Raw genomic sequence first — 16,781 nt, forward strand, 5'->3', positions numbered from 1 at the left:
GGCGATACGGTACCTCAGCGGGAGACGTGACATGGGCGGGAACAGGATCGATCCGTACAGCTCGGACGACAACAGCTTCGACGAGGACGGCTATGACGAGAGCCAGCGCGCCGAGATCCTCGAGGCGACCGGCGACGGCCCGACCGACGGCACGCTGATGACGGACATCCCGCTCGATCTCGGCGTCGACGAGGAAGACGAGGACGACGAGGACGATCTGCGCATGGAGGACGGCGAGGTCGGGCAGGAGTCGGTCGTCGACGCCGATGAGGAGGACCTCGACGAGGACGACCTCCAGGACGATTTCGACGAGGAGACCGACGGCGATCTCGGGCTCGACGACGACGGCGACCTCGACGACAAGGACGACGCGGCGCTGCGGCCGTGAGGATGCGCGTCGTTGCGGCGGGGGGCGTGGCGCTGCTTGCCGCCTGCTCGCCGACGGCGCGGTCGGGCAGCAATGGCTCGACGATCGTCGAGCCGGTCGGAGCGGCGTCCCCCGCGGGGGCCGAAGCCGTGCCCGCGCCGACGCCGGTCTCCAGCGCCGCGCCGAGCCCCGCGCCGACGCTCGTCCGCGACGTCGGCGAGCCGGCGGTGCCCGCACCGGGCGCGTCGCCACCGGGGACCAGCCTGTCCGAAGGTCCGTTCACTCCCGAGAGCGGACAGGCGGGCGCGGACGTGGTGCAGACCTATGTCGCGCTGCTCGAACAGGGGCGGGTCCGCGAGGCGCTCAAGCTATGGGGTGACAACCCCGATGCGCCGAGTCCCGCATCTTTCGACCGCTACCGCGAATTCCACGCCAACGTCGGCGGGCCGGGCCGCATCGAGGGTGCGGCGGGGTCGCGCTACGTCACCGTGCCGGTCCGCTTCACCGGCACGCTGAGGAGCGGTGCGCCGTTCGCCCAAGACGGAACGGTGACGCTGCGCCGCATCGGCGAGGTCGACGGCGCGACCGCCGAGCAGAAGCGCTGGCACATTTACTCGGTCGACGTGAAGCCCGCAGCCCGCCGGTAGCCAGGTAACGCCAGCCGCCACCGGATCGCCGCCGCCCGCAGCGCGAAGCCGGCGGCGGCGGCGATCAGCCCGGCGGTGAGGGACGGTAGGCCGATCGTCACCAGCGCGACGTACAGTGCCGCGGCCAGTGCGGCGGCGGTGACGTAGAGCTCGGGGCGCAGCAGAATCGACGGCTCGCCCGCCAGCACGTCGCGGACGATCCCGCCGACACTGGCGGTGACGACGCCCATCAGCACCGCCGGGACCGGCGGCACGCCGTATCTGAGCGCCTTGGCCGCGCCGAACACCGCATAAGCGGCGAGCCCGACCGCATCGAACCAGTCGAGCGCCGCGCCGCGCCACCAGCGTTCGGGCGTGACCCAGATCACGGCGGCCATGCCCAGGCACACCGCCGCCGCGCGGCTGTCGTGGACCCAGAAGACGGGGGCGTCGATCAGCAGGTCACGCGCGGTCCCGCCGCCGACGCCGGTCACGACCGCGAAGAAGGCGAAGGTCACGAAGGTCATGCCCCGCCTCGCCGCCGCCAACGCGCCCGAAGCGGCGAAGACCGCGAGCCCGGCGAGATCGAACCAGGGAGCGAAGACGGGGATGATGTGTGGCGTCACGCCGTGCGCCTAGCCTCGCCTTGCGGCGAGCGGAACCGCTCGTTGTTTCGCGTTCATGCAACCGCGTCCGGCAGGACACGTTCCGCTTCCGTTACCTTTTCGGGAGAATGTTGATGCGTAAACTGATGCTGGCCTTCGGCTGTGCGGCGATGGTGGCCCCCGCCCTCGTCGCCCCGGCGACCGCCGACGCGCAGCGCCGTTACAAATACCGCGAGTGGCGCGGCAATGACGGGCGCTACCGCTGCCGACGTCCGGACGGGACAACCGGGCTGGTCGTCGGCGGCATCGCGGGCGCGCTGGTCGGTCGTTCGATCGATACCCGCGGCGACCGCACGCTCGGCACGCTGGGCGGCGCCGCGGTGGGCGCGCTCGCCGGACGTGAGATCGATCGCGGCGGCAGCCGGCGGCAGTGCCGCTGAAGCCTGCGCTTTACCTTTGCGTACCGGGGCTCGGCGGGCGACCGCCGGGCCCCCCGTTCGTTCGGCCCTCGGCTAAAGGATGCCGCCGCCCAGCGACAGGCGGACGATCGCGACCAGGATCAGGAACAGGTTGAAGTTGCGTCCCGAATCATGGCTCGACAGCACGCCGAGACCGGCGCCCAGCACCGCGATCGGCAGCGCCAGCCAGTTGAGCGCGCCCAGGATCGGCAGCACCCCGGGAATCACGAAGATGAGGGCGACGAGGCCGATCAGGATCGAGAGGATGTTGAGCATCGTCCAGACATGGCCCGGCCCTGCCGTCTTCGCAAGAATGACGCTTCCTTAAGCGCCTTGGGGCATGGAGCGAGGATGACGGGAGCAGCGCGCGTGCAGAGCAAAGCGATGATCGGACTGGCGCTGGCGACCGCCCTCGCCGCCTGCGGCGGCGCGAAGCAGCCCGACGCCGATCTCGACCGGCTCGATCACGAGCTTGCCGAGGTCAACACCGCCAGCCCGGCGGCAGACCCGGCGCTGCGGTCGGCGCTCCAGGACCAGATCATGGTCGATCCCGCGCTGACCCGGATGGCCAATGCCGACGCGGTCCGGCCGCCGCCCCAGCCTTTGTCGGGCGCGGTCCCGCCCGACGCGCCGGCGAGCGGCAAGCCGGCCGAGACCGAAACGCTCCGCAGCGCGCCGCCAGCGGGCGAATGCCGCCAGTGCGCCACCGCGCGCCAGGCGATGACGCTCGGCGCGATGGCGGCATCGCAGAACGGTCGGGCGGGCGGCTGCGCCGGCGCGATCGCATATTCGGCCGCCTGGGCGAACAGGCTGCCGCGAAACGTCCCGCTCTATCCCGATGCTGCGGTGAGCGAGGCGGCGGGGGCGGACGGGGCGGGGTGCGCGCTGCGGGTGGTGAGCTTCAAGAGCGGCGCGCCGGTGCAGCGGCTGCTCGACTGGTATTGGACGAAGGCGACCACCGCGGGGTTCACCGCACAGCACGGCGTTGCCGGAGCGGAGCATATGCTCGCCGGGACCAAGCCGGGGGGCGCGTTCCTCGTGACCGTGACGCCGATGCCCGGCGGCGGGAGCGCGGTGGACCTGATGGCCGACGGGGGCTGACTCCGGAGACGATCAGGCGACCGCCGGCACTCTGCCTTCTCGGCGCCTCGAACCTCTTTCTGGCGCGTTCGCCCGCGCCGGCTACATCTTGCGCCGGTCCGCCGTGCGCCGCTCGCCCGCGCGGCGACGCTTCGCCGCGTACAGCGCGAGGTCGGCACGGTGGACCAGATCGCGGGCGGTGTCCGCGCCGCCCGCGAAGACCGCGGCGCCCGCGGTGCCGAGACAGGTGATCGGCCGGCCCCCGCTCGCGACCGGCCTGGCCAGTTCGCCTTCCAGCCTGTCGGTGAACGTCGCGAGATCGGCCGCCACCTCAGGGTCGGTCACCAGCAGCGCGAACTCGTCGCCGCCCAGCCGCGCCGCGAAGCTGCCGTCCACCCAGGAATGCTCCAGGCGCTTGCCGACAGCCTTCAGCACATCGTCGCCGGCGAGATGGCCCAGCGTGTCGTTGATCGCCTTGAACGAATCCAGATCAACCAGCGCCAGCACCAGCGGGAGGGCGCCGTCGTCACGCGCCGCCTCACATGCGGCGTCGAGGGCGCGGTCGAACGCCGCGCGATTGGCGATGCCGGTGAGCGGGTCGCGGTCGGCCGAGCGTCGAAGCTGCTGCTCCAGCGTCCACCGCTCCGTCACGTCCTGGAAGATGCCGACCACCGCGACCGGCAGCCCGCCCTGACATTCGAGCTCGCCGATCGCGCGGACCTTGCGCGGAAGCTGCTGGGCCGTGACGAAATCGACCGAGACATCCATCGGCGCGCCGGTCTCGATCGTGGTCGCGAGCGCCTGCGCCACCTGCGCGCGCGCCTGCGGCGGGTAGAAGTCGAGGGCGGTCTCCACCTTCGGCGGCGGGCCGATCGGCAGCCCGTGGATGCGATAGGTGTTGTCCGACCATTCGACGCTGTTGTCGGCAAGGGTAAGCCGCCACGAGCCGATCATCGCCAGTCGCTCGGCCTGGAGCATCACGCGCTCCTGACGCTGGAGGTGCGCGGCCTGACGCGCGCTTTCCGCGGCGAGCTGAATGGCCTCGCGGGTCGTGGCGCGCGCGGCGATCAGCGCGTCGACCAGCAGCGCCAGGTCGCGTAGCGTCTGCTCCGCCGCACCGTCGAAGGCGCGCGGCGTCTGGTCGGCCACGCACAGCGCGCCGATCCGCTCGCCGGTAGGGGCGTGGATCGGGACTCCGGCGTAAAAGCGGATGTCGTGCACGCCACCCAGCGCCTCGCGACGCGCAGCGAAGCGATCGTCGAGATCGGCGTCGGCGACGATGAGCGGCTCCTCGGACTCGATCGTGCGAGTGCAAAAGGTGATGCCGCGCGAGCAGTCGGGTTCACGCAGGCCGAGCGACGATTTCGCCCACTGCCGGTCGCGATCGATCAGGGTCACCGCGGCCATCGGCGCATCGAACAACGATGCCGCCAGCCCGACGATCACGTCGAACTCGCGCTCGGGCGCGCTGCCGACGAGCTCGAGCGCGGCGAGCGCGGCGACACGCGCGGCGTCTGAGTCGCCGCCGAAGGCGTGCGGGGAAGCCTGAAGGGCCATGCCCACGGACGTAGCCGCCGGAGGTTAACAATGGCTCGCCGAACCATCCCGATCCAGGCTAGACGCAGCGGATGTCGCTCGCCGACGATTACGCCGCCCACCTCGCGCGCGACCGGCGCCGCTCGCCGCACACCGTGCGTGCGTACCAGGCGACGGCGGCGCGGCTGGTCGCGTTCCTCGCCGATCATCGCGGCGGCCCCGGCCCGATCGGCCCGGTCGACACCGCCGAGCTCCGCGCCTTCCTGGCCTATCGGCGCGGCGAGGGACTCGGCAACGCCGCGGCCGCGCGCGAGCTGTCGGCGGTTCGCGGCTTCCTGGCATGGGCAGGGTGCGCCGCGCCCAGGCTCCGGGGCCCGCGGGTCCCGAAGGGCGTGCCTCGACCGATCGCCCCCGACGAGGCGGTGGCGCTGGCGGAAAGCGTGGCCGACGCCGCCCGCCTGCCCTGGACGGGTGCGCGCGACTGGGCGGTGCTGCTGCTGCTGTACGGGGCAGGCCTCCGCATCGGCGAAGCGCTGGCGCTCACCGGCGCGGCGCTGCCGCTCGGCGCGACGCTGACGGTGACGGGGAAGCGCGCGAAGACCCGGATCGTGCCGCTACTGCCGCAGGTGAGGGAGGCGATCGAGGCCTATGTGAGGCTTTGCCCTCACCCGCCGGAGCGCGACGTCCCACTGTTCCGGGGGAGCCGCGGGGGTGCGCTATCGCCGTCGATCATCCGGGCCGGGGTGCGCGCGGCGCGCGGACAGCTGGGGCTCGGCGAGCGGACGACGCCGCACGCGCTCCGCCATTCCTTCGCCACGCATCTGCTCGGGCGCGGCGCGGACCTGAGATCGCTCCAGGAGCTGCTGGGTCATGCCAGCCTGTCATCGACCCAGATCTATACCGCGGTGGACGCCGCGCACCTGCTCGACGTGTATCGCGCCGCGCACCCGCGCGCCCAGACCGGTCGCTAGCGCGGAGCGTCCCGATCGGTCGCCAGCTCCCACTTGCCGGAGATGGTGCGGATCATCGGCCTGCCGCAGCCGGCGCACGGCCCGCGGAAGTCGACGCCGTCGTGAAGCACCTGCCGGCCATCGCGATGATGCCGACCCAGCAGGCAGTTGAACCACTGCAACACTCTCACGCGGTCGGCTCCTTCTGCGAACCTTCCCGGGCACCCTCGCCGAGTCGGCTAGCATAATCCGAAGCGTTACGGGAGCGATTCGATCGCCAATTAGCGCCGTTTCCGCCGTTTCCACGTGACGACGCGGTAGAGATACGCACCCATGATCAACACCGTGATCGCGATCGCGATCGGCCCGACGTAGCGGTCCAGCGTGTCGAAGCGCGAGCCGAGGTAGAAGCCGGCGCAGGCGAGGATCGTGTTCCAGATCGCGCTGCCGGCGAAGGTGAACAGCACGAACTTCCAATGCTTCATCCGCGCCATCCCTGCCGGCAGCGAGATGAGGGTGCGGAACGTGGGCGTGAAGCGGACGACGAACACGACCCACTCGCCGCGCGTGCGGAAGAAGCGCTCGATCGCCTCCACGTCCTGCCAGTCGAGCGTCAACCAACGCCCGTGCCGCTCGACGAACGGCCGGAATCGCGCGATTCCGATCCGCCGCCCGAGCCAGTACCAGAAGTAATTGCCGGCGACCGTGCCCGCGGTGCCCACCAGCACCAGCGGCGCCATCGCCATGTCGCCGCGCGCCGCCGCCATCCCGCCGAGGCCCATGATCACCTCCGACGGGATCGGCGGAACCACGTTCTCGAGCGCCATCAGCAGGAAGATGCCGAGGTATCCGCCCCAGGCGATCCAATCGAGGATGAATCGGGTCATAGCGCAACGGGACGAACGGGCGTCAGCCGCGTTCCGCCACCCGCCGCTCGATCGCGTTCCAGATCAGCCCGGCGACGTCGGTTCCGTCGAACCGCTCGATCGCGACGATCCCGGTCGGGCTGGTCACGTTGATCTCGGTCAGCCACTCGCCGCCGATCACGTCGATGCCGACGAACAGCAGCCCGCGGCGCTTGAGCTCCGGGCCGAGCTCGGCGCAAATCTCGCGCTCGCGTGTGGTCAGCTCGGTCTTCTGCGCCGAGCCGCCGACGGCGAGGTTGCTGCGGATCTCGCCCGCGCCCGGCACGCGGTTGATCGCGCCCGCGACCTCGCCGTCGACCAGCACGATCCGCTTGTCGCCCTGCGCCACGCCGGGGAGGAACGCCTGGACCATGTGCGGCTCGCGGTAGGCGACGTTGAATACCTCGATCAGCGAGGAAAGGTTCTGCCCGTCCTCGCCGATCAGGAAGATCGCCTTGCCACCGTTGCCGTGGAGCGGCTTGACGACAACCGCGCCGTGTTCGGCCAGGAAGGCGCGTGCCTCGTCTAGGCTGCGGGTGACGAGGGTCGGCGGCATGAAATGGGCATAGTCGAGAACGAACACCTTCTCGGGCGCGTTACGGACGCTCGCGGGATCGTTGACCACCAGCGTGCGGTCGGCGACCCGTTCGAGCAGGTGGGTCGCGGTGATATAGCCGAGGTCGAACGGCGGGTCCTGGCGCATCAGCACCACGTCCGCCTCATCGCCAAGATCGAGCCGGACCGGGTCGGCGAAGGCGAAGTGATCGCCGACGACGCGCTGGACGGTGACGGGGTGCGCTTTGGTCCAGAGACGGCCGTTCGACCAGTTCAGGTCGCCGGCGAGGTAATGGTGGAGCTTGTGCCCCCGCTTCTGCCCGGCAAGCATCAGGGCGAAGGTCGAGTCGCCGGCGATGTTGATCGATTCGAGCGGATCCATCTGGACGGCGACGGTGAGGGGCTGGGTCATGGGGGGCCCTTATACAATCCTCTCCCGGTCGGGGAGGATTTCAAGGCACCCACGCATTTTCGATCACGCGCGGCAGGCAGCCTGGGGCGAGGAGCATCACGTCGACACGGATGTCCTCCCCCGCGGTCGCATAGTTCGGCATCAGCAGTTCCGCCGCCGCGGCGACGCGCGCCAGGCGATGCTCGTCGATCGCGTGGTCGAGCTCGCCCTGCGTCTTGCGCACCTTGACCTCGACGAAGACGACCAGCCCCGGGCGGCGGACGATCAGGTCGACCTCGCCGGCCTTGGTCTTCACCCGCTTCGCCAGCACCTCCCAGCCCCGGCGTTCGAGCCACTGCGCGGCATACGATTCGCCGCGGCGTCCGGCGGCGTCGGCGGCCTGACGCCTGAGTGTGGTCACCCCTTCAGCTCCAGCGCCCGCGCGTACAGTTCGCGGCGGTCGAGCCCCAGCCGCTTCGCCACCTCGCCCGCGGCCTTCGACGCAGGGAGCCGGGTCAGCGCGTCGGCGAGCGCGGCGTCGGCATCCTCCTCGCTGGCGGGAGCGGGCGCGCCAGGGGGCGCGACGACGACGACGATCTCGCCTCTGGGAGCGGCGTCGGCATAGCGGGCGGCGAGCGAGGACAGCGTGCCCGTCACCGTCTCCTCGAACTTCTTGCTGATCTCGCGCGCGACCGCAGCCTCGCGGTCGCCGAGTCCCTCTGCCAGCGCGGCGAGGCAGGTGGCGAGGCGGGGACCGCTCTCGTAGAACACCAGCGTCGCGCGCACCCGCGCCAGCTCGGCGATCTCGGTCGCGCGCGCGCCCGCCTTCGCCGGCAGGAAGCCGGCGAACAGGAAGCGGTCGGTCGGCAGCCCGGCGAGCGTCAGCGCCGCCACCGCCGCGCAGGGCCCCGGGATCGTCGTCACCGCATGGCCTGCCGCGCGCGCGTCGCGGACCAGCTTGAAGCCGGGATCGGAGATCAAGGGCGTCCCCGCGTCCGAGACCAGCGCCACCGACTCGGTCGCCATCCGCGCGATCAGATCGGGGCGGACGCGGTCGGCATTGTGATCGTGATAGGGCAGCATCGTGCGCTTGACGCCGATGTGACGCATCAGCGTCGCGGTGACGCGGGTGTCCTCCGCCGCGACGACGTCGGCGCGCGCGAGCACGTCCGCGGCGCGCGGCGACAGATCGCCGAGATTGCCGATCGGCGTCGCGACGATGTAGAGACCGGGCGATAAGCTTTCCAAGGGGATGTCATGGCAGAGGGTGAGGCGCGCGCGCAACGGGGTGGGTGGCTGCGGCTGGCGGCGATCGCCGCCGCCGGGCTGCTCGCCGCCTGCCAGACGGTTGTGCCGCGCGGGCCGGTCGCGCCGCCGCCGCCCCGCTACACGCCGCCCCCGCCCCGCCCCAACACCGATGTCGAGGCCGGGATCCCGCGCGACACCGCCCGCAACCGTGTCGCGCTGCTGGTGCCCATGTCGGGGCCGAACGCGGGCGTCGGGCGGAGCATCGCCAACGCCACCCAGCTGGCGCTGCTCGACACCAAGAACGAACAGGTCCGCATCACCACCTACGACACCGCGCCGGGCGCGGGCGCCGCGGCCAGCCGGGCGATCGCCGACGGCGCGCAGTTGATCCTCGGCCCCCTGCTCGCCGACGACGTTCGCCAGGTGTCGCCGGTCGCGCGGGGGGCCGGCGTGCCGGTGATCGCCTTTTCGAACGACACGGGCGTGGCGGGGAACGGCACCTATGTGATGGGCTATTCGCCCCAGCAATCGATCGAGCGTGTGGTCGATTACGCCAAGGGGCGCGGGCTCAGCAATTTCGGCGGGCTGGTCCCCAACGCGCTGTACGGCACGCGCGCGTCGACCGCATTCCTGCGGGCGGTGGAGAGCGCGGGCGGGCGGGTGATCTCGCTCCAGACCTATGAGCGGTCGAACGGCGGGGTCGCGGCGGCGGTCGGCCGCATGGCGAAGGACGCGCCGTTCGACGGGGTGCTGATCGCCGACGGCGCGACCACCGCCGCAGGGGCGGTGCCGCTGCTCCGCCGCGCGAGCCCCGGCGCGCATATCCTGGGAACGGAATTGTGGAACTCGGACGCGAGCGCCGCGGCCAAGCCGTCGCTGAACGGCGCCTGGTTCGCGAGCGTCTCCGACGCGCTCTACCGCCAATATGCGGCGAAATATCGGGCGCGCTTCGGCGCGGCGCCGTACCGCCTCTCGAGCCTCGGCTATGACGCGGTGCTGCTGACGGTGCGGATCGCGCGCGACTGGCCGGTCGGGACCAGGTTTCCCGAAGGGCGGCTTCGTTCGGCGGAAGGGTTCGGCGGGGTCGACGGCGCGTTCCGCTTCGGCCGCGACGGCGTGGCCGAGCGGAGCCTGGAGGTCCAGGAGCTTCGGGGCGGAACCGCGGTGACCGTATCGCCCGCCCCTTCGGGGTTCGGGCGGCGCTAGGGTCTGCGTTCGGCGAAGCGGGGAGCGCAGAACGTCGTTCTCCGCTCCCCGCCGTCTCTGAACCGCCTTCTTCCGCCACCGCGCCCAACCCGGCATAGCGCCGACGATGGCCAGCTTCTTCGACGCCCTCCCCAATCGCCGCGCGATCATCGACTGGCGGGTCGTGGCCGAGCGAGTGGCCGACCTCGACGAGCGCGGCGCGCCGCTGCGGCTGGCCGCCTGCGCGATCCTCAAGCAGGCGCTGGCCGACGGCCGCGCCGAGATCGCCCGGCGGCTGGTCGAACATCCGTCGCGCGGGCTCGAGGCGGCGGGCGCGCAGGCCTATCTGACCGACAAGCTGGTCACGATGCTGTTCGATCTCGCGACGAGCCGGCTCCAACCCAATCCCAATCCGACCGCGGGCGAGCGGATCGCGGTGCTGGCCGTCGGTGGTTACGGTCGCGCCGAGATGGCCGCCTTCTCCGACGTGGACATCGCCTTCGTCACTCCGTGGAAGCAATCCGCCTGGGCCGAGCAGGTGATCGAGCAGGTCCTGTATGCGTTATGGGACCTAGGGCTGAAGGTCGGGCATTCAAGCCGCTCGGTCGACGAGATGGTGCGACAGGCGAAGGGCGACGTGACGGTCCGCACCGCGCTTCTGGAAAGCCGCTTCGTCTGCGGCGACGACGCGCTGCACGCCGAGGCGGCGCGGCGCTTCCACGACGAGGTCCAGCGCGGCACCGAGCGCCAGTTCGTCGCCGACAAGCTGGCCGAGCGCGACGTGCGCCACGTCCGCATGGGCGACACCCGCTACGTCGTCGAGCCTAACGTCAAGGAGGGCAAGGGGGGCTTGCGCGATCTCCACGCCTTGTTCTGGATCGGCAAGTACGTCCACGACGTGACCCGCGCCGCGCAACTGGTCGACGCAGGCTTCTTCACCCGCGACGAATACCGCCTGTTCCACCGCGCCGACAATTTCCTCTGGGCGGTCCGCTGCCACCTGCACACGATCAGCGGCCGCGCCGAGGACCGGCTGACCTTCGACTATCAGCGGGAGATCGCCGTTCGGATGCGCTTCGCCGACCGGCCGGGCAAGCCGGCGGTCGAGCGGTTCATGCACTATTACTTCCTTCAGGTGCGCACCGTGGGCGTCCTGACCGGCGTGTTCCTCTCGCATCTGGAAGAGCAGTTCGCGGCGCGCGGCGCGCGGTTCGGGCTGCCGCGCATCCTCAGGCGCCCGCGTCGCCTGAAAGGTTTCATGCTCGATCGCGGGCGGCTTGCACTCCCGTCCGACGATTACTTCCAGCAGGATCCGGTACGATTGCTCGAGCTGTTCCAGCTCGCCGACCTGCACGGGCTGGAGATCCACCCCCTCGCGATGCGCGCGGCGGCGCGCGACGCCCGGCTGGTCGACAAGGTCCGCGCCGATCCCCGCGCCAACGCCCTGTTCCTCGACGTGCTGACCAGCCCGCGCGATCCGGAACTGGTGCTGCGCTGGATGAACGAGGCGGGGGTGATGGGGCGCTTCCTCCCCGACTGGGGCCGCATCGTCGCGCAGATGCAGTTCGACATGTACCATCACTACACCGTCGACGAGCATACGATCCGCGCGATCGGGCTGCTCGCGCGGATCGAATCGGGCGCGCTCAAGGACGACCATCCGCTTGCGACCGTGGTGATGACCCAAACCGTCTCGCGCCGCGCGTTGCGGGTCGCGGTGCTGCTCCATGACATCGCCAAGGGACGCGGCGGCGACCATTCGATACTGGGCGCGGAGGTCGCGACGCGGCTCTGCCCGCGATTGGGGCTGACCGCGGCCGAGACCGAGACGGTCGCCTGGCTGGTCCGCTGGCACCTGCTGATGTCCGCGACCGCGTTCAAGCGCGACCTGTCCGATTTCAAGACGATCCTCGACTTCACCACGGCCGTGCAGAGCGCCGAGCGGTTGCGGCTGCTGCTGGCGCTGACGGTCGTCGACATCCGCGCCGTCGGACCCGGCACGTGGAACGGCTGGAAGCGCCAGCTCCTGTCCGACCTGTTCGAGGCGGCCGAGGAGGTGCTGCGCCTGGGGCACAAGCAGCGCGGTCGCGGCGAACGGGTGGCGGCCAAGCAGGAGCGGCTCGTCGCGACCCTCGGCTGGACCCAGTCGGATGCAGCAGCGTATCTGCGGCGCTTGCCGGAGTCCTATTGGGTGGCGGAACCCGACGACGTCCTCGCCGCGAATGCCAGGCTGGTCGCCGCCGCGGGGGATGAGCGGCTGTGGATCGGGGCGGAGGTCTATGCCGAGCGCGGCGCGACGCTGGTCACGGTCTATGCCGCCGACCATCCCGGCATCTTCTACCGGATCGCGGGCGCGATCCACGTGGCTGGAGGGAACATCATCGACGCCCGCATCCACACCACCCGCGACGGCATGGCGCTCGACAATTTCCTGGTTCAGGATCCGTTCGGACGGCCCTTTGCGGAGTCGACCCAGCTCCAACGATTGCGCACCGCGATCGGCGATGCGCTGGCGAACCGCGGCAAGCTCGCCGACCGGCTGAGCGCCAAGCCGCTGCCCCGCGCGCGCGCCGAGGCGTTCGCGATCGAGCCGAACGTGCTGGTGGAGAACGCCGCCTCCAACCGGTTCACCGTCGTCGAGGTCAATGCGCGCGACCGGCCCGCTCTGCTCAGCCGGCTCGCTTATGCGCTGTTCCAGTCGAAGGTCACGATCCATTCGGCGCATGTCGCGACCTATGGCGAGCGGGCGGTCGATACCTTCTATCTGACCGACCTCACCGGCGATAAGATTGGCGGTGGGGCGCGGCTGAAGGCGCTCGAGAAGCGGCTGCTCGACGCGGCCGCCGGCCGCCAGCTCGATCTGGCCGCCTGAGGGAGGAACCGAAGATGCCGGTGTTGGGAATGGGCGGACTGTTTTTTCGCGCGCGGGATCCGGGGGCACTGTCGACATGGTACAAGGAGCATCTCGGAGTGGGAGGCGGCTGCGCGGCACCGGGGGCCGACGAGGTCAACGAGTGGGTCTGGTCGACGCTGGGCGGCCCGATGGTGTTCTCGCCGTTCAAGGCGGACACCGATTACTTCGCCGCCGACAAGCAGTTCATGATCAACCTGCGGGTGAGCGACCTGGCCGGGCTGCTCGAGTCGCTGCGCGGCGCGGGGATCGCGGTGGAGACTCGCGAGGACTGGAACGCGACGCCCGAGCTCGGCCGGTTCGCGCGGATCCACGATCCGGAGGGGAATGCGATCGAATTATGGGAGCCGCGGGCATGATCGCGGCCCTGCCGTTCGGCCGCTAGGTGCCGGCCCGCCTCGCAGGTCCGGATGACGAGTGACGACTGCGACGGAGAATGCGGCGGCGACCGAGCGCCGCCGCCCGCGTCATTTCGGCGCCAGCACCATCAGCATCTGCCGGCCTTCCATCCGCGGATAGGCCTCGACCTTGGCGGTCTCCGCCACCTGCTCTGCGACTCGCTGGAGCACCGCCATGCCGAGCTGGCCGTGGCTCAGCTCGCGCCCGCGGAAGCGCATGGTGACCTTTACCTTGTCGCCCTCGCCGATGAATTCCTCGACCTTCTTCATCTTAGTGTCATAGTCGTGGTCGTCGATGTTCGGACGCATCTTGATCTCCTTGATCTCCTGCGTCTTCTGCGACTTGCGCGCGAGGTTCGCCTTCTTCTGCGCCTCGTACTTGAACTTGCCGACATCGAGGAACTTGGCGACCGGCGGATCCGCGTTGGGCGAGACCTCGACCAGGTCGAGTCCCAGCTCCTGCGCCTGCGCCATCGCCTCGCGCGTGTACATCACGCCGAGATTCTCGCCCTCGTGATCGATCACGCGGACCTTCTGGCTCTGGATCCACTCGTTGAAGCGGGGGCCGTTCATCGGCGGCGCCTGGTTGGGCCGGCGCATGTTGGGAGGTGGTATCGGTACTGCTCCTGTAGTGGTTTGCCGCCTGATATAGCGATCTACCGGCCTAAGCGAAAGGTGGCGCCATCATCGTTCGTCCGGCGCCTTCGCTTCCGCGGTCAACCGATTGACCAGGTCATCAAGCGAGAGCACGATCTGCGATTGATCGGCTCCTAGCACGCGCAACGCGACCGATCTCTGTTCGGCTTCCCGTTTGCCCACGACCACAAGGTTCGCGACCTTGGCGAGAGAATGTTCGCGGACCTTGTAGTTGATCTTCTCGTTCCGGAGATCCGTCTCCACCCGCAGCCCCGCCGCGCGCAGCTCGGCCGCGACCTGCCCGGCATAGTCGTCGGCGTCCGACACGATCGTCGCCACCACCGCCTGCACCGGCGCGAGCCAGAGCGGGAAGCGGCCGGCGTGATGCTCGATCAGGATGCCGATGAACCGCTCGAACGTCCCCAGGATCGCGCGGTGAAGCATGATCGGGCGGTGGCGTTCCCCGTCGTCGCCGACGTAGCTGGCGTCGAGCCGCTCGGGGAGGACGCGGTCGGACTGGATCGTGCCCACCTGCCACGTCCGCCCGATCGCGTCGGTCAGGTGGAACTCGAGCTTGGGGGCGTAGAACGCGCCCTCGCCCGGCAGCTCCTCGAACTTCGCCTTGATCGCCTCGGGCAGGTTGCACGCCGCCACCGCGTCGCGCAGCTCCTGCTCCGACTGGTCCCACATCGCGTCCGAGCCGAACCGCTTCTCGGGGCGCAGCGCCAGCTTCACCGCATAATCGGTGAAGCCGAGATCGCGGTAGACCGTATCGAGCAGGTCGATGAACGCCGCGACTTCGGCCACCAGTTGGTCCTCGCGCACGAAGATGTGCGCGTCGTCCTGGGTGAATTGCCGGACGCGCATGATCCCGTGGAGCGCGCCGTGCGGCTCGTTCCGGTGGCAGCAGCCGAATTCGGCCATGCGGATCGGCAGGTCGCGGTACGACTTGATCCCCTGGCGGAAGATCAGGACGTGCGCGGGGCAGTTCATCGGCTTGAGCGCCATCAGGTCCGCGTCGCTCGACACGATCGCGCCCTCGTCCTCGGTGTTCGGGATCTCGTCGGGGACGACGAACATGTTCTCGCGGTACTTGCCCCAGTGCCCGGATTGCTCCCACTGCCGCGCATCCATCAGCTGCGGGGTCTTCACCTCCTGATAGCCCGCTGCGTCGAGCCGGCGGCGCATGTACGCCTCCAGCTGACGCCACAGCACGAAGCCGTTGGGGTGCCAGAAGACCGAGCCCTGCGCCTCCGACTGGAGGTGGAACAGGTCCATCTCCTGCCCGATCCGGCGATGGTCGCGCTTGGCGGCCTCCTCCAGCATCGTCAGGTGCTGGTCGAGCTGCTTCTTCGAAAGCCAGCCGGTGCCGTAGATGCGGCTGAGCATCGCATTGGCCTGGTCGCCGCGCCAATACGCCCCGGACACGCGGGTCAGCTTGAACGCCTGCGGATCGAGCCGCCCGGTCGAAGGCATGTGCGGGCCGCGGCACATGTCGAGCCATTGGCCCTGGCGATAGATCGTCAGCTCCTCGCCCTCGGGGAGTTCGGCGGCCCATTCGGCCTTGAACGTCTCCCCCTGCCGCTTCCACGTTTCGATCAACTGTTCGCGCGACCACACCTCGCGGACGAACGGCTCGTTCCGGGCGATGATGCGGCGCATCTCCGCCTCGATCGCGGGAAGGTCGTCCTCGGTGAAAGGGCGGTCCTTGGGCGCGAAATCATAGTAAAAGCCGTCGTCGGTCGCGGGACCGAAGGTGATCTGGGTGCCGGGGAACAGGTGCTGGACCGCCTCCGCCATCACATGCGCGAAATCGTGGCGGGCGAGTTCGAGCGCGTCCTTCTCGTCCTTGGCCGTCACCAGGGCGAGGCTGCTATCGCCGGTGAAGGGGCGCGAGAGATCGCGCAATTCGCCGTCGACCCGCGCGGCGATCGCGGCCTTGGCGAGGCCGGGGCCGATCGCCGCGGCGATATCCGCCGGGGTCGACCCCTCGGGCACCTCGCGCACGGAATCGTCGGGAAGTCGGATCGCGAACATCTGCGTCATCGAAAGGTCCTGCTGAACGTCGGGGCGCTTAGGCGAGCACGCGCCTGGCGGAAAGAGCGTCCGGGCCAGCGAAGCGGATGGAGGACGCCCGCCCACCCGTCGCCGGGCGGCGGCGCCTGTGGCTAGGCGCGCCGCCCGCAGCTGGTAGTCAGAGGAGCGCGCGGCGTCATCGCGGGTCGATATAGCGAAGTCGGGGGCGCGACACCACCTCTCTCCGGTCAGCGTGCCGACAGCTTGGCGGCGCTAGGATCCCACCGTGCCGCACTACACATCACATCAGATCACGCTTTTGGCCGCAATGGTCGCGGTGTTCGCCGTGCTGGGACTGGTCCGGCGGGTGCCGGTGCTGCGGACGGCGGTGACGCTCGTCACCTGGATCGCGATGGCGGGGCTGATCGTCGTGTTGGTCGGTGAGCGCGAGCGGTTCGACCCCTATGTCGCGCGGATCGCCGCCTTGCTGAACCTCGACGATGGCCAGAAGGTCGAAGGCGATGTGACCCGGCTGCGGATGGCCCGCGACGGGCATTTCTGGGTTCGCGCGAGGCTTGGCGGCGTCGAACGCCGCATGCTGGTCGATTCAGGCGCGACGGTGACCGCCCTGTCGCAGCGGACCGCCGCCGCAGCGGGCGTCCGCGTCCGGCCCGCCGCCTTCCCGATGCTGATCCGCACCGCCAACGGCACGATCCAGGCGGAGACGGGCACGGTCGCCGAGCTCCGGATGGGCAATATCGTCGCGCGCGACCTGGCGGTGGTGGTGTCGCCCGCGTTCGGCGACGCCGACGTGCTGGGCATGAACTTCCTGTCGCGGCTGAAGGGCTGGCGGGTCGAGGACGGCACGATGATCCTGGTGCCGCATCATCCGCAGCCCGGCGCATAAGGCGGGG

General features: G+C 70.2%; 19 protein-coding genes. 9 read left to right on the forward strand and 10 right to left on the reverse strand.

The features are described 5' to 3' along the window. Nucleotides 1-31 precede the first annotated feature (31 nt). Together AC4GYY_RS11820 and AC4GYY_RS11825 are read left to right on the forward strand one after the other, a co-directional pair. Nucleotides 32-388: a DNA primase gene (locus AC4GYY_RS11820; RefSeq protein WP_491120775.1), complete on the forward strand. Its 357-nt coding sequence runs from the start codon at nt 32-34 to the stop codon at nt 386-388. A gap of 2 nt (nt 389-390) precedes the next feature. Then, complete coding sequence (locus AC4GYY_RS11825; RefSeq protein WP_491121207.1) at nt 391-1,014, forward strand: hypothetical protein; 624 nt, start codon at nt 391-393, stop codon at nt 1,012-1,014. On the opposite strand, the gene AC4GYY_RS11830 is transcribed toward AC4GYY_RS11825, so the two are convergent. After that, the gene (locus AC4GYY_RS11830; RefSeq protein WP_491120776.1) at nt 978-1,619 is read right to left on the reverse strand and encodes a trimeric intracellular cation channel family protein; all 642 of its coding nucleotides are present in this window, start codon (nt 1,617-1,619) and stop codon (nt 978-980) included. The two genes, AC4GYY_RS11825 and AC4GYY_RS11830, sit on opposite strands and share 37 nt — an antisense overlap. Nucleotides 1,620-1,732: 113 nt before the next feature. On the opposite strand from AC4GYY_RS11830, the gene AC4GYY_RS11835 reads away from it, so the two are divergent. Further along, entirely contained in the window at nt 1,733-2,038 is a 306-nt protein-coding gene (locus AC4GYY_RS11835; protein ID WP_491120778.1) for a glycine zipper 2TM domain-containing protein, read from the forward strand. A gap of 72 nt (nt 2,039-2,110) precedes the next feature. Here AC4GYY_RS11835 and AC4GYY_RS11840 read toward each other — a convergent pair whose 3' ends face one another. Beyond that, complete coding sequence (locus tag AC4GYY_RS11840) at nt 2,111-2,332, reverse strand: hypothetical protein (RefSeq protein ID WP_491120779.1); 222 nt, start codon at nt 2,330-2,332, stop codon at nt 2,111-2,113. Between the two features lie 93 nt (nt 2,333-2,425). On the opposite strand from AC4GYY_RS11840, the gene AC4GYY_RS11845 reads away from it, so the two are divergent. Next, on the forward strand, nt 2,426-3,157 hold the full coding sequence (locus AC4GYY_RS11845; RefSeq protein ID WP_491120780.1) for a hypothetical protein: 732 nt from the start codon (nt 2,426-2,428) through the stop codon (nt 3,155-3,157). An 81-nt stretch (nt 3,158-3,238) separates the two neighbouring features. Here AC4GYY_RS11845 and AC4GYY_RS11850 read toward each other — a convergent pair whose 3' ends face one another. Next, entirely contained in the window at nt 3,239-4,693 is a 1,455-nt protein-coding gene (locus AC4GYY_RS11850; protein ID WP_491120781.1) for a diguanylate cyclase domain-containing protein, read from the reverse strand. Nucleotides 4,694-4,764: 71 nt separating this feature from the next. On the opposite strand from AC4GYY_RS11850, the gene AC4GYY_RS11855 reads away from it, so the two are divergent. Beyond that, nucleotides 4,765-5,643, forward strand: a complete 879-nt coding sequence (locus AC4GYY_RS11855) for a tyrosine recombinase XerC (protein ID WP_491120782.1) — start codon at nt 4,765-4,767, stop codon at nt 5,641-5,643. Here AC4GYY_RS11855 and AC4GYY_RS11860 read toward each other — a convergent pair. The 5 genes from AC4GYY_RS11860 to rsmI all read right to left on the reverse strand — a co-directional run bounded on the left by AC4GYY_RS11860 (nt 5,640) and on the right by rsmI (nt 8,721). Beyond that, the gene (locus tag AC4GYY_RS11860; RefSeq protein ID WP_491120783.1) at nt 5,640-5,813 is read right to left on the reverse strand and encodes a hypothetical protein; all 174 of its coding nucleotides are present in this window, start codon (nt 5,811-5,813) and stop codon (nt 5,640-5,642) included. The genes AC4GYY_RS11855 and AC4GYY_RS11860 overlap by 4 nt on opposite strands. 90 nt (nt 5,814-5,903) lie before the next feature. Further along, nucleotides 5,904-6,509 (reverse strand): DedA family protein, encoded by a 606-nt coding sequence (locus AC4GYY_RS11865; RefSeq protein ID WP_491120784.1) that lies wholly within the window; start codon nt 6,507-6,509, stop codon nt 5,904-5,906. A gap of 22 nt (nt 6,510-6,531) precedes the next feature. Further along, nucleotides 6,532-7,494: a glutathione synthase gene (gshB, locus tag AC4GYY_RS11870; protein WP_491120785.1), complete on the reverse strand. Its 963-nt coding sequence runs from the start codon at nt 7,492-7,494 to the stop codon at nt 6,532-6,534. A gap of 40 nt (nt 7,495-7,534) precedes the next feature. Further along, entirely contained in the window at nt 7,535-7,894 is a 360-nt protein-coding gene (locus AC4GYY_RS11875; protein ID WP_491120787.1) for a YraN family protein, read from the reverse strand. Then, entirely contained in the window at nt 7,891-8,721 is an 831-nt protein-coding gene (rsmI, locus tag AC4GYY_RS11880) for a 16S rRNA (cytidine(1402)-2'-O)-methyltransferase (RefSeq protein WP_491120788.1), read from the reverse strand. Before rsmI ends, AC4GYY_RS11875 begins: the two co-directional genes overlap by 4 nt. A gap of 9 nt (nt 8,722-8,730) precedes the next feature. Between rsmI and AC4GYY_RS11885 the strand changes: the two genes are divergently transcribed. The 3 genes from AC4GYY_RS11885 (at nt 8,731) to AC4GYY_RS11895 (ending at nt 13,176) form a co-directional block, all read left to right on the forward strand. Further along, nucleotides 8,731-9,927 (forward strand): penicillin-binding protein activator, encoded by a 1,197-nt coding sequence (locus tag AC4GYY_RS11885; RefSeq protein WP_491120789.1) that lies wholly within the window; start codon nt 8,731-8,733, stop codon nt 9,925-9,927. Nucleotides 9,928-10,033: 106 nt separating this feature from the next. Beyond that, a complete protein-coding gene (locus AC4GYY_RS11890) occupies nt 10,034-12,778 on the forward strand; it encodes a [protein-PII] uridylyltransferase (protein ID WP_491120791.1) in 2,745 nt (914 codons plus the stop codon). Between the two features lie 14 nt (nt 12,779-12,792). Beyond that, complete coding sequence (locus AC4GYY_RS11895) at nt 12,793-13,176, forward strand: VOC family protein (RefSeq protein WP_491120792.1); 384 nt, start codon at nt 12,793-12,795, stop codon at nt 13,174-13,176. Between the two features lie 108 nt (nt 13,177-13,284). On the opposite strand, the gene infC is transcribed toward AC4GYY_RS11895, so the two are convergent. Both infC and thrS read right to left on the reverse strand, forming a co-directional pair. After that, nucleotides 13,285-13,815 (reverse strand): translation initiation factor IF-3, encoded by a 531-nt coding sequence (gene infC, locus AC4GYY_RS11900; RefSeq protein ID WP_491120793.1) that lies wholly within the window; start codon nt 13,813-13,815, stop codon nt 13,285-13,287. Between the two features lie 84 nt (nt 13,816-13,899). Next, a complete protein-coding gene (gene thrS, locus AC4GYY_RS11905; protein WP_491121208.1) occupies nt 13,900-15,888 on the reverse strand; it encodes a threonine--tRNA ligase in 1,989 nt (662 codons plus the stop codon). 307 nt (nt 15,889-16,195) lie between these two features. On the opposite strand from thrS, the gene AC4GYY_RS11910 reads away from it, so the two are divergent. Next, on the forward strand, nt 16,196-16,774 hold the full coding sequence (locus tag AC4GYY_RS11910; protein WP_491121210.1) for a retropepsin-like aspartic protease family protein: 579 nt from the start codon (nt 16,196-16,198) through the stop codon (nt 16,772-16,774). The last annotated feature ends 7 nt before the right edge of the window (nt 16,775-16,781 follow it).

Source organism: Sphingomonas sp. SP6, from assembly GCF_058313435.1.